The organism is Pseudomonas sp. GW822-FHT02E03, from assembly GCF_058802325.1.
In genome coordinates this window covers 48,558-61,024 of sequence record NZ_JBXAOA010000011.1, presented here as the reverse complement: position 1 = coordinate 61,024, position 12,467 = coordinate 48,558, and the positions used below count along the sequence as shown (strand labels likewise).

12 protein-coding genes and 1 tRNA gene are annotated in these 12,467 nt (G+C 58.9%); 7 read left to right on the top strand and 6 right to left on the bottom strand.

Annotation, left to right across the window (positions count from 1 at the left end):
- The first annotated feature begins 57 nt into the window (after nucleotides 1–57).
- The 7 genes from AC1RQB_RS11060 to AC1RQB_RS11030 all read left to right on the top strand — a co-directional run bounded on the left by AC1RQB_RS11060 (nucleotide 58) and on the right by AC1RQB_RS11030 (nucleotide 7,320).
- The gene (locus AC1RQB_RS11060; protein ID WP_063340129.1) at nucleotides 58–1,221 is read left to right on the top strand and encodes an acyl-CoA dehydrogenase family protein; all 1,164 of its coding nucleotides are present in this window, start codon (nucleotides 58–60) and stop codon (nucleotides 1,219–1,221) included.
- A gap of 19 nt (nucleotides 1,222–1,240) precedes the next feature.
- Entirely contained in the window at nucleotides 1,241–2,443 is a 1,203-nt protein-coding gene (locus tag AC1RQB_RS11055; protein ID WP_063340130.1) for a CaiB/BaiF CoA transferase family protein, read from the top strand.
- 37 nt (nucleotides 2,444–2,480) lie between these two features.
- Nucleotides 2,481–3,230 carry an electron transfer flavoprotein subunit beta/FixA family protein gene (locus AC1RQB_RS11050; RefSeq protein ID WP_063340131.1) on the top strand — a complete coding sequence of 250 codons (750 nt, stop codon included), beginning with the start codon at nucleotides 2,481–2,483 and terminating at the stop codon, nucleotides 3,228–3,230.
- Nucleotides 3,231–4,187: an electron transfer flavoprotein subunit alpha/FixB family protein gene (locus AC1RQB_RS11045; protein WP_063340132.1), complete on the top strand. Its 957-nt coding sequence runs from the start codon at nucleotides 3,231–3,233 to the stop codon at nucleotides 4,185–4,187.
- Between the two features lie 25 nt (nucleotides 4,188–4,212).
- Nucleotides 4,213–5,055: an HTD2 family dehydratase gene (locus AC1RQB_RS11040; RefSeq protein ID WP_063340133.1), complete on the top strand. Its 843-nt coding sequence runs from the start codon at nucleotides 4,213–4,215 to the stop codon at nucleotides 5,053–5,055.
- Complete coding sequence (locus tag AC1RQB_RS11035; protein WP_063340134.1) at nucleotides 5,052–5,867, top strand: HpcH/HpaI aldolase/citrate lyase family protein; 816 nt, start codon at nucleotides 5,052–5,054, stop codon at nucleotides 5,865–5,867. The genes AC1RQB_RS11040 and AC1RQB_RS11035 overlap by 4 nt, the downstream gene beginning before the upstream one ends.
- Nucleotides 5,868–5,928: 61 nt before the next feature.
- Nucleotides 5,929–7,320, top strand: coding sequence for an aldehyde dehydrogenase family protein (locus tag AC1RQB_RS11030; RefSeq protein ID WP_063340135.1), 1,392 nt, complete (start codon nucleotides 5,929–5,931; stop codon nucleotides 7,318–7,320).
- Nucleotides 7,321–7,485: 165 nt separating this feature from the next.
- Here the strand turns inward: AC1RQB_RS11030 and AC1RQB_RS11025 are convergent.
- The 6 genes from AC1RQB_RS11025 to AC1RQB_RS11000 all read right to left on the bottom strand — a co-directional run bounded on the left by AC1RQB_RS11025 (nucleotide 7,486) and on the right by AC1RQB_RS11000 (nucleotide 12,016).
- Nucleotides 7,486–7,561 (bottom strand) — tRNA-Gly (locus AC1RQB_RS11025).
- Between the two features lie 63 nt (nucleotides 7,562–7,624).
- Nucleotides 7,625–8,185, bottom strand: a complete 561-nt coding sequence (gene pgsA, locus AC1RQB_RS11020) for a CDP-diacylglycerol--glycerol-3-phosphate 3-phosphatidyltransferase (RefSeq protein WP_008066866.1) — start codon at nucleotides 8,183–8,185, stop codon at nucleotides 7,625–7,627.
- Between the two features lie 33 nt (nucleotides 8,186–8,218).
- The gene (gene uvrC, locus AC1RQB_RS11015; protein WP_063340136.1) at nucleotides 8,219–10,042 is read right to left on the bottom strand and encodes an excinuclease ABC subunit UvrC; all 1,824 of its coding nucleotides are present in this window, start codon (nucleotides 10,040–10,042) and stop codon (nucleotides 8,219–8,221) included.
- 2 nt (nucleotides 10,043–10,044) lie between these two features.
- A complete protein-coding gene (gacA, locus tag AC1RQB_RS11010) occupies nucleotides 10,045–10,686 on the bottom strand; it encodes a response regulator transcription factor GacA (protein ID WP_008015884.1) in 642 nt (213 codons plus the stop codon).
- 127 nt (nucleotides 10,687–10,813) lie between these two features.
- Nucleotides 10,814–11,257 carry a GNAT family N-acetyltransferase gene (locus AC1RQB_RS11005; RefSeq protein ID WP_493094563.1) on the bottom strand — a complete coding sequence of 148 codons (444 nt, stop codon included), beginning with the start codon at nucleotides 11,255–11,257 and terminating at the stop codon, nucleotides 10,814–10,816.
- Nucleotides 11,258–12,016 carry a carbon-nitrogen hydrolase family protein gene (locus tag AC1RQB_RS11000; protein WP_063340138.1) on the bottom strand — a complete coding sequence of 253 codons (759 nt, stop codon included), beginning with the start codon at nucleotides 12,014–12,016 and terminating at the stop codon, nucleotides 11,258–11,260. It abuts the gene before it with no gap.
- Between the last annotated feature and the right edge of the window lie 451 nt (nucleotides 12,017–12,467).

Below are 12,467 nucleotides of genomic sequence, written 5' to 3'. Positions count from 1 at the left end.
TGCCGGACCCGGTCACGCAGGGCAAATGCCGTGCGTGACGCACTAAGGAGAATAATAATGACCGACCGCAACGCTGAAGAACTCAATGCCATCCGCGAAGGCGTACGCGCTCTTTGCGCTGAATTCGATGCCGCCTACTGGCGCAAAGTCGACGAAGAAAAAGGCTTTCCGGAAGCATTCGTCAAGGCCCTGACCGACGCCGGTTGGCTGGCTGCGATGATCCCTGTCGAATATGGCGGCTCCGGCCTGGGGTTGGCCGAAGCTTCGGTGATCCTTGAAGAAGTGAACCGCTGTGGCGGTAACTCCGGCACCGTGCACGGGCAGATGTACAACATGTTCACCCTGCTGCGACACGGCAGCGAAGCGCAGAAAAGCTACTACCTGCCGAAACTCGCCAGCGGTGAATTGCGCCTGCAATCGATGGGCGTGACCGAGCCCACCACCGGAACCGACACCACCAAAATCAAGACCACCGCCGTACGCAAAGGCGACAAGTACGTAATCAACGGGCAGAAAGTATGGATCTCGCGCATCCAGCATTCCGACCTGATGATCCTGCTGGCGCGCACCACACCGTTGGCCAACGTACAGAAAAAATCCGAAGGCATGTCGATCTTCCTCGTCGACCTGCGCGAGGCCATCGGCAATGGCATGACCGTGCAGCCGATCGCCAACATGGTCAATCATGAGACCAACGAGTTGTTCTTCGACAACCTGGAAATCCCCGCCGACAGCCTGATCGGCGAGGAAGGCAAAGGCTTCAGGTACATCCTCGACGGCCTGAATGCCGAACGCACCCTGATCGCTGCCGAATGCATCGGTGACGGTCGCTGGTTCATCGAAAAGGCCAGCGCTTATGCCCGCGACCGTGTGGTGTTTGGGCGGCCGATCGGGCAGAACCAGGGTGTGCAGTTTCCGATTGCCGAAGCGCACATCGAAATCGAAGCGGCCGACCTGATGCGCTGGCGTGCCTGCGAGGAATACGACAGCGGCATCAACGCCGGGGCCAGTGCCAACATGGCCAAGTACCTGGCGGCCAAGGCCTCCTGGGAAGCCGCCAACGCCTGCTTGCAGACCCACGGCGGTTTTGGCTTCGCCTGCGAGTACGACGTCGAGCGCAAATTCCGTGAAACCCGGCTGTACCAGGTCGCGCCCATCTCCACCAACCTGATCCTGTCGTACGTGGCCGAACACCTGCTCGAGCTGCCGCGCTCGTTCTAATAACAAGAGAGATAACACCATGAGCCAGCCCAAAGGCCTCCGCCCGCTCGATGGCATCACCGTCATCAGTCTTGAGCATGCCATTGCCGCGCCCTTCTGCACCCGACAACTGGCCGACCTTGGCGCCCGTGTGATCAAGGTCGAACGTCCGGGCACAGGCGATTTCGCCCGGGGTTACGACCAACGCGTCAACGGCCTGGCCTCGCACTTCGTCTGGACCAATCGTTCGAAGGAAAGTGTGACCCTGGACTTGAAGCAAGACTCGGCCACCGAGGTACTGGACAGTTTGCTGGCCACCGCCGATGTGCTCGTGCAGAACCTGGCACCCGGTGCGGCCGCGCGAATGGGGCTGTCATTCGAGGCTTTGCATCAGCGCTTTCCGCGGCTGATTGTCTGCGACATTTCCGGCTATGGCGTCGGTGGTCCCTATGAAAAGAAGAAAGCCTACGACCTGTTGATTCAGAGCGAAGGTGGTTTTCTGTCGGTGACCGGCGGCCCGGGCGAGGAAGAAATGGCCAAGGCCGGTTGCTCGATCGCCGACATCGCGGCCGGCATGTACGCCTACACCGCAATTCTGTCGGCGCTGTTGTTGCGTGAACGTACCGGCGAAGGCAGCCACCTGGATGTGTCGATGCTGGAAAGCCTGGTCGAGTGGATGAACTACCCGATGTACTACGCCTACGACGGCGCCCCTCCGCCACCTCGCGCCGGCGCCGCGCACGCCACTATTTACCCCTACGGTCCCTTCCCCATCGGCGACGGCACCACCGTGATGCTGGGGTTGCAGAACGAGCGTGAATGGCAGCTGTTTTGCGAAAAGGTGCTCCTTGCGCCCGAACTGGCCAAAGACGAGCGTTTCTCGGCCAACTTCAAGCGGGTCGAAAACCGTCACGCGCTACGGCAACTCATCGTTGAAGCGTTCTCCACGCTCAATTTCGATGCCGTGTTCGATCGGCTGGAGCATGCGCAGATCGCCAATGCCCGGGTCAATGACATGCAGGGGGTTTGGGACCATCCACAACTCCAGGCACGTGATCGCTGGCGGGAAGTCGAGACCTCTGCCGGCAGCGTCCCGAGTCTGCTACCGCCCGGCAGCAACAGCGCTTTTGAACCGCGCATGGATGCTGTGCCCGCCCTTGGCCAACACACCGAACAGGTGCTCAGGGAACTGGGGCTGGGAACGGACCGCATCGAACAAATGCGCGCAGCCGGGGCTATCTGACAGCAACGATCAACTATTTTCGAGTGAACACTGCCCAATGAAGATCCTGGTAGCTGTGAAACGCGTGGTCGATTACAACGTGAAAGTTCGCGTCAAGGCGGACAATTCCGGCGTCGACCTCGCCAACGTCAAGATGTCGATGAACCCGTTCTGCGAAATCGCCGTGGAAGAAGCTGTACGTCTGAAAGAGAACGGTATTGCGACTGAAATCGTCGTCGTCTCCATCGGCCCATCCACCGCTCAAGAGCAACTGCGCACCGCGCTGGCTCTGGGTGCCGATCGCGCCATCCTCATCGAATCCGCTGAAGATCTGACGTCCCTGGCGGTCGCCAAGTTGTTGAAAGCTGTTGTCGACAAGGAACAGCCGCATCTGGTGATCCTCGGCAAACAAGCCATCGATAGCGACAACAACCAGACTGGCCAGATGCTCGCTGCACTAAGCGGCTACGGTCAGGGCACCTTCGCTTCGAAAGTCGAAGTGTCCGGCGACAGCGTTGCCGTGACCCGCGAAATCGACGGCGGCGCGCAGACGGTTTCCCTGAAACTGCCGGCCATCGTCACCACCGACCTGCGTTTGAACGAGCCGCGCTACGCGTCTCTGCCAAACATCATGAAAGCCAAGAAGAAGCCTCTCGAAGTAGTGCCTGCGCACGCTTTGGGCGTTTCCACCGCCTCCACCCATTCGACCGTGAAAGTCGAAGCGCCGGCTGCACGCAGCGCGGGTATCAAGGTCAAGTCGGTGGCTGAACTGGTCGAGAAACTGAAGAACGAAGCGAAGGTGATCTGAATGACGATCCTGGTGATTGCTGACTATTCCAAAGACGCGCAGGACAACAAAGTGCTGGCCCCGGCCACGCTGAACACTGTGGCGGCTGCCGCCAAGATCGGTGGTGATATCCATGTGCTGGTGGCTGGCGCCTTCGTAGGGTCCGTAGCTGAAGCCGCCGCGAAAATCGCTGGCGTGGCGAAAGTGTTGGTGGCCGACAACGCTGCCTACGCGTATCAACTGCCGGAAAACGTTGCCCCGTTAGTAGCAGGTCTGGTTATCGAGCAGCGCACGATTTACAGCCATGTGCTGGCCTCGGCTACCTCCAACGGCAAAAACATCCTGCCACGCGTTGCCGCTCAGCTGGACGCTGACCAGATCTCCGAGATCATCTCGGTCGAAAGCGCCGACACCTTCAAGCGCCCGATCTACGCCGGTAACGCCATCGCTACCGTACAGTCCAACGCTGCGGTCAAAGTGATCACCGTGCGTGCCACCGGTTTCGACCCGGTTGCAGCTGAAGGTGGTTCGGCGGCCGTTGAAGCGGTTGCGGCTGCTCACGATGCGGGTATTTCCACCTTCGTAGGTGAAGAACTGGCCAAGTCCGATCGTCCGGAACTGACCGCTGCCAAGATCGTCGTTTCCGGCGGTCGCGGCATGCAGAACGGCGACAACTTCAAACACCTGTACGCCTTGGCCGACAAGCTGGGTGCTGCCGTCGGTGCTTCCCGCGCCGCGGTCGACGCAGGTTTTGTACCCAACGACATGCAGGTCGGTCAGACCGGCAAGATCGTTGCGCCACAGCTGTACATCGCCGTCGGTATCTCCGGCGCGATCCAGCACCTGGCCGGCATGAAGGACTCCAAGGTGATCGTTGCGATCAACAAGGATGAAGAAGCGCCGATCTTCCAGGTGGCCGATTACGGCCTGGTGGCGGATTTGTTCGAAGCGATTCCAGAAATGGCCGCCCTGGCCTGATCACCGACCGACAGGAGCGAAATGTATGAGCGATATCGATTTTTCAGCGTGGATCGGACGTCGTCAGGAAAGCCAGGACCGGATCAGCTTCAACCTGGTTAAACGCATTGCCGCAACCTTGAGCGAAGTGGCACCGCTGCCTGGCGAAGCGCTGCCGCCGCTGTGGCACTGGGCGTTCTTTCAAGAGCCGGTCGCAGCCAGCGAACTGGGCCCGGACGGTCATCCGGCGCTGGGTGGTTTCTTGCCTCCGGCGCACAACCGCAATCGCATGTGGGCCGGCAGCCGAATCGAGTTCTACCAGCCTTTGAAGGTGGAGGCTGATGTGACCTGTGTTTCGACCATCCTCAACGTCGAAGAGAAGCTCGGCCGCACCGGTTCACTACTTTTTGTCACGGTGCGCCATGAGTATTTCCAGGACGGCCAACGCGCCCTGCAAGATGAGCAGGACATCGTCTACCGCGAACCGACTCCACCCAAACTGAGCGGCACCGAAACGCTCCCCGAGGGCCAATGGCAGGAACCGGTCGAGCCGTCCTCGACCCTGCTGTTCCGCTACTCCGCGGTCACTTTCAATGGCCACCGGATTCACTATGACTGGCCTTACGTCACAGAGACCGAAGGCTATCCGGGACTGGTGGTGCATGGTCCATTGATTGCCACGTTGAACCTGCGTGCCTTTACCAAAGCACACCCGTCCGCGCGCTTGAAGCGCTTCACCTTCCGTGGGGTCCGACCGCTGATTTCGCCGCAACCTTTCGAGGTCGGCGGACGCTTGATTGACAGTGGCAAGGCGCAGGTCTGGGCAGGCAATCAGGACGGCACCGCGCAGATCGGTGAAGTCGAGTTCAGCCTGGGAGAAACACCATGAGTCCATCGATTGTTCGCTCCGCCCTGTTTGTGCCGGCCACCCGTCCAGAGCGCATCCCCAAAGCCATCGCCAGCGGCGCGGACCGAGTCATTGTCGACCTGGAAGATGCCGTGCAGGAAAACCTCAAGGAGCAGGCCCGGGATAACCTTGAGCGCTTCTTGAGTGAACACCCCGCAGCTCAGGTGTTGGTTCGGGTGAATGCGCCGGAGCACTGGGCGCACGCCGCGGACCTGGATCTTTGCCGTCGGCATGCCGGCGTGACCGCTATTCTGCTGCCCAAAGCAGAAAGCGCGGCGCAGGTGTCCACCGCCTTTAGCACCGGCAAACCGGTCTGGCCGATCATCGAGAGCGCCAAAGGCTTGGCGGCACTCAGCTCGATTGCCGGTGCGAAAGGCGCTGAACGCTTGTCGTTCGGCAGCCTCGATCTGGGCCTGGACCTGAACCTGACCACCGGCAGCTCTGCCGCTGAAGAGATCCTCAGTCACGCCCGCTACGCCGTGTTGCTCTGCACACGTGTCGCTGGACTGGCCCCGGCGCTGGATGGTGTCTTTCCCTCAATCGCAGATACCGCAGGCCTGCACAATGCTGTTCAATTTGCCCGCGACATGGGCTTTGGCGGCGCACTGTGCATCCATCCGAGCCAGGTGGCGATCATCCATCAGGCGTTAAAGCCCAGCCCTGAAGAACTTCTCTGGGCGCAACGCATCATCGAAGCCGCCAGCGCAGGTGACGGCGTCTTCGTGCTGGATGGGCAAATGGTCGATGCACCGGTCATTGGTCGCGCGCATTCCATTCTGGCTCGCGCGACTTGACTAAACAGAGGGACTTTTGTTCTGAAGCTGCACTTTCATTCACATTTCGCAGGACGGTGTCATGACTAACGTTTCCAGCCTCACCCATGCCATTTCGATCAACCCTGCCAATGGCGAGCAGATCGGCTACTACCCATTCGAGTCCGAGTCGGCACTGGAAGCTGCCCTTTCACGCGCCGTTGCCGGGTTCTCCCTCTGGCGCAGCAAACCTGCAGAAGAACGTTCGCAGTCGTTGATTACCCTAGCGAAAGTATTACGCGGCAATGCAGAAACGATGGCAAACATGATCACCCTGGAAATGGGTAAGCCCACCACTCAGGCGCGCGGTGAAATCGAAAAGTGCGCGCAGCTCTGCGAGTGGTACGCCGAACACGGCCCCGCCATGCTGACCGCCGAACCCACCCAGGTCGAGGGTGGTAAGGCGCGCATCGAATATCGCCCACTGGGCCCGATTCTCGCCGTGATGCCGTGGAACTTCCCCATCTGGCAGGTGCTGCGCGGCGCGGTTCCAGCGCTGATCGCTGGCAACACTTACGTCCTCAAGCATGCGCCCAACGTGATGGGTTGCGCCTATCTGTTGCGGGAGGCCTTCAAGCAAGCCGACTTCCCCGAAGGTGTCTTTGAGGTCATCAATGTCACGCCGGACGGCGTCTCCACCGCGATCGCCGACCCACGCATTGCTGCGGTGACACTCACCGGCAGCGTGCGAGCCGGCATGGCCATCGGCGCTCAAGCCGGTGCTGCCTTGAAGAAATGTGTACTGGAACTGGGCGGCTCCGATCCGTTCATTGTGCTCAACGATGCCGACCTCGACGAAGCGGTCAAAGCCGCCGTGATTGGCCGCTACCAGAATACCGGGCAAGTCTGCGCGGCCGCCAAACGCCTGATTGTCGAGCAAGGCATTGTCGAAGCGTTCACCCGCAAGTTCGTCGAGGCCACACGCGAGTTGGTCGTCGGCGATCCATTGGCCACAGACACCTACATCGGCCCCATGGCTCGCTTCGATCTACGTGATGAGCTGGATCGTCAGGTCCAGCAGACGCTGGAAGAAGGCGCGACATTGTTAATGGGCGGCAAGAAGGCTGAAGGCTCTGGCAACTTTTTTGAGCCCACCGTATTCGCAGATGTCACCGACCGGATGACCTCGTTCAAACAGGAGTTGTTTGGGCCGGTGGCCTCGATCATCACCGCGCGCGATGCAGCCCACGCGCTAGAGCTGGCCAATGACAGTGAGTTCGGACTTGCCTCAACCATTTACACTCGCGATGTCGAGCTTGCCCATAAGCTGGCGGGCGAACTGGAAACCGGCGGTGTGTTCATCAATGGCTATTGCGCAACCGACCCACGTGTCACCTTCGGCGGCGTGAAGAAAAGCGGGTTCGGCCGGGAGCTGTCACATTTCGGGGTCCGTGAGTTCTGCAATGCACAGACGGTGTGGCTGGATCGCCGCTGATTGCATCGACGATCAATGTTTTGCGAGTCAATCCATATCCCAACGACTCAATCTTTCGTGTTAACGAAAAAGCGAGGGCCGTCGATGCCAAGGAAGATGCAGGCCTGGGATTTTCTTTGACGCAAAAAAAATGGACCTCTTTTCAGAGGTCCATTTTTTATTATTTGGAGCGGGAAACGAGACTCGAACTCGCGACCCCGACCTTGGCAAGGTCGTGCTCTACCAACTGAGCTATTCCCGCGTCTTGGTGAGGCGCATTCTATAGAATCCACATCCCCCGTCAACCCCTTGATTCAAAAAAAGTTTATTTCTTTTCCACGTCCGTCTTCAGATGCGGCCAGGCAGCCCGCAAGTATTGGACCATGGACCACAACGTCAGGCCAGCGGACACCAGCAACAAGGCATACCCCATCAGAACCCAGAAGCTGAAGTCCGAAGGATTGGCCAGCAGGATCACCAGCGCCAGCATCTGCGCGGCGGTTTTCCATTTGCCCAGGTTCGACACCGCTACATGGGCGCGGGCACCGAGTTCGGCCATCCACTCACGCAGTGCCGAGACAACAATTTCACGACCGATGATAACGGCGGCCGGCAGCGTGAGCCACAGATTGCCATGCTCTTGCACCAGCAGAACCAGAGCAACGGCGACCATCAGCTTGTCTGCAACAGGATCGAGGAAGGCCCCGAACGGTGTGCTTTGTTCCAGACGACGGGCAAGATACCCGTCGAGCCAGTCGGTCGCGGCGGCAAAGGCGAAGACCGAGGCAGACGCCAGATAGCTCCAGTGGTAAGGCAAGTAAAACAGCAAAATGAAGATCGGGATGAGCAGGACGCGTAGAACGGTAATCAGATTAGGGATATTCATCGGCACAACTGGCTACGAGGTGAGTTGGGCATTCTACTCGCTGTGCAGATTTGCATAAATCAACTCTGCGAGCTTTTTGCTGATTCCGGGTGCTTTGGCGATCTCTTCGATGCTGGCACGAGACAGCTCCTGCAATCCACCAAAATGTTTTAACAAATCGCGCCGACGTGTCGGTCCGACACCGGCAACGCCCTCAAGCGTAGACGTGCGGCGAGTTTTCCCGCGACGTGCGCGGTGCCCCGTAATGGCGAAACGGTGCGCTTCGTCGCGTATCTGCTGGATCAGATGCAGCGCGGGGGAATCGCCGCGCAAGGTGAATTCATGGGCTGCATCGTTGAGGTACAGGGTTTCAAAACCGGCCTTGCGCGTCGCGCCCTTGGCAACACCCAGCAAAATCAGGTCGGGCACAGCCAGTTCGTTAAGCACATCACGGGCCATGGATAGCTGACCTTTGCCGCCGTCGACCAGCAGGATGTCCGGTAACTTGCCCTCGCCGTCCTTCAATTTACTGAAGCGCCGGGTCAAGGCCTGGTGCATCGCGGCATAGTCATCGCCCGGGGTAACGCCTTCAATGTTATAGCGGCGGTAGTCGGACTTGATCGGGCCTTCCGGGCCGAACACCACGCAGGACGCCACAGTGGCCTCGCCGCTGGAATGGCTGATGTCGTAACACTCAAGACGTTGCGGCGGCTCGTCCAGGTTCAGCACTTCGGCCAGCGCATCGAAACGGGCCGCAACGTGTTGCCGGTTCGCCAGTCGCGCACCCAACGCCTGCTCGGCATTGGTGACCGCCAATTGCTGCCAGCGTGCTCGCGTACCACGGACTCGATGACTGATGGTCAATTCACGACCGCGCAGCTCTTCAATGGCCGCGATCAGGGTCGGAAAGTCTTCATGCACCACGTTGACGATCAGCTCGCTCGGCAAGTCCCGTTCAGGGCTGCTGATGAAGTATTGGCCGAGAAACGCTGCCATGACTTCAGAAACGTCTTCCTCGATACCCACCTGCGGAAAGAAGTTCTTGCTCCCCAACACCCGACCACCGCGCACGCTGATCAGGTGTACGCAGGCGCCACCTGGGTTGACGAACGCCGCAATCACATCGACATCGCCCGTCCCGCCTTCCATGCTTTGCTGGTCCTGGACCCGACGCAGCAATGAGATCTGGTCACGCAGCTCGGCGGCGCGCTCGAATTCGAGGTTGACCGCCGCCTCCTCCATGGCCGCAGACAACTCGTCCGCCAGAGCGTTGCTGCGCCCTTCAAGAAACATCACCGAATGGCGTACATCTTCGGCATACACCTCGGGCTCCACCAGCCCCACACACGGCGCCTTGCAGCGTTTGATCTGGTATTGCAGACAAGGTCGAGCGCGGTTCTTGTAAAAGCTGTCTTCACACTGACGAACGAAAAACGCCTTTTGCAGCAGGCTCAGGCTTTCGCGAATCGCCCCGGCGCTGGGATAAGGGCCGAAATATTTGCCCTTGGCCTTTTTCGCCCCGCGATGAATGCTCAAGCGTGGGAACTGGCCATCCGAGAGAAAGACATAAGGGTAGGATTTGTCGTCGCGCAGCAAGATGTTGTACGGCGGACGCCATTCCTTGATGAGCGTCTGCTCAAGTAGCAAGGCCTCGGTTTCGTTGGCCGTGATGGTGGTTTCGACCTGGGCGATACGGCCTACCAGCGCGGCGGTCTTGGGAGCAAGACCGGCTTTGCGGAAGTAGCTCGCCAAACGCTTCTTGAGATTTTTCGCTTTGCCGACATAGAGCAGGCGCGCATCACTGTCGAACATGCGATAGACGCCCGGCCGACCACTGACTGTCGACAGAAAAGCACTTGGATCGAAGATTTCAGTCATTTTCAGAGGCTGGCATCAACCATGCCGTGACGAACCGCCAGCAGCGTCAATTCGACATCGCTGCTGATCGAAAGCTTCTCGAAAATACGGTAACGGTAGGTATTCACTGTTTTGGGCGACAGGCACAGTTTGTCGGAAATGATCTGCACCTTCTGACAGCCGACAATCATCAACGCAATCTGGATTTCCCTCTCCGACAAGGCGTCGAAGGGCGAATCATTGGTTGGCTGGAACGACTTGATCGCCAGTTGCTGGGCAATCTGCGGGCTGATATAGCGCTGCCCGGCAAACACCAGGCGGATGGCCTGGACCATTTCCGGCAATCCAGCGCCCTTGGTCAGGTAACCTGCGGCACCGGCCTGTAACAACCGGGTAGGAAACGGATCTTCTTCGCACACGGTGACCGCGACGACTTTGATGTCCGGATGACTGCGCAATAATTTGCGCGTGGCTTCAAGACCGCCGATCCCGGGCATCTTGACGTCCATCAGCACCACATCGGGTTTCAACTCACGCGCTTTAAGCAGGGATTCCTCCCCTGACTCAGCCTGGCCGACTACTTGCAGGCCATCGATGTCAGCCAGCATTCGTGTAATGCCTGTACGAACGAGATCATGGTCATCGACTACTAGCACCCTAATCAAGCAGACACCTCGCGAATTGGTCTTATTGGGTTGTCGGACACCTTAGCAAAAAGCAACTGGCAGACCTAGCGGCAAGCAGCATATAAAAAGTGTCAAATCTTCTTGCGAGGCTTGCCGCCAGTGTGTTTCAGCGATGCAGTCCATTGATATCACGCTGCATTCTCAGGAAACACTGGTCTTTGCCGACCACCTTCAGGCCCTTTCTTTCGTAAAGTATTTTTGCCGGATTATTTTCAAAGACGGTCAGACGCAATGCCGGACGTCGTTCCTTGCTCGCCATGGCGAATACCTGATCGATCACCCAGGAACCAGCGCCCTGCCCCTGGTACGCTTCGAGTAAATGCAATTCGCGGATATACAAGGCTTTAGCGTCGCGGCTCAGACTGACATACCCCATCAATGTGTCATCACGCACAATCAGCCAGTTTTCCCGTCCTTCCCAGGCGACATCGAAGGCCTCGTCCAGCCACAACAGCTCATGTTGAATGTAGTAGCGAAGCATATTTCGACAAGTCAGGTCACGGGCAAAGTCCAGGTCCCGCGAGGTTGCCGGACGCAATTCGAAACCCATTCAAGCCTCCGCCACAGCCACGATTTGCCCTTTCCAGCCGTCAGCATTGCGGCGAGCAACGACCATAAGGTTCCCCGTACCCGGCGCCGCCACAATCAACGTCCCGTCCGCCGCCCAGATTGCACTGCGCCCTGCCGACTCCCAGCCACCCGTTGCGCCACCATGATTGGCCATCAGAACCGCCATCGAGTGAGTGCAAGCATAGCCTTGCAATAGTGCGGTATCCGGAGCGTAGCCGTTTTCTGTGATCAACACGCCCGCGGCGTAAAGATCAGCGCCCTGCCGTGCCGCGGCTGCCGCGTGACTGGCGTGAGAAAAATCGGCGCAGACCGCCAGCGCGACGGTGTCGGCACCGATCTTTAATGTCGAACCGCCCGTTCCCGGAGCAAACGCCACCTCCTCGCCCGGGTGCAGATGCTGCTTGCTGTAAACCCCAAGCGAACCATCGGCGCCCAATACCAGAGCTCCGATCAATACCGGCGAATCGTCCGACAGACGAATCGGCATCCCGACGACACTGGTCACACCGACTTCCCGCGCAAAATCGCGCAGCGGTTGCAGCACCCTGGCGTCTGGCGCTATGGCCAGCTCCGCCGCCAGGCCGCGTTCGTACCCGGTCAGTGACAGTTCTGGAAACACCAGCAATTGCACGCCTTGCTCTGCAGCAACCTGCATGAAGCGCTGATGCCAAGCCATATTGGCGGCAAGATCACCGGCGATGGAGATCGATTGAGCGGCGGCAATGGTCAGTGTCGTCATGGTTCGTCCTTGTGGCGTTGTGGTTGTTGGGCGCAACGCAAAGTGTGTCACAACCCCCGACGTACTCAAGCGATAGAAAAGCCTGTGATGATCGATAGCATTTTCTGATTGAATCCGCGTACCGGCCTCTAGTAAGCTCGGCGCATTCATCGGAGACAGACCATGCTCAATGCCCTCTCACAGCTTCGTACCGCTAGCGCCCCGCGCTCGGTTGCGGCTGCCCGGGTGAATGACGTTTGTGCTTTGGTCAGCTTTTATTTTGGGTATTGGTTTAGCCACTGGCGCGCCTGATACCCACACGGCGCCCACTTTAAACGGGTCGCCACCAGAGAATTCTCAACCCCCGGTCGGCCTCCCGACCGGGGGTTTTGTTTTTTCAGCCCTGAACATTTTTAGCGTCACACCAGACAATTTGAGGATTCACGACATGAACTACGCCACTTATTACCGT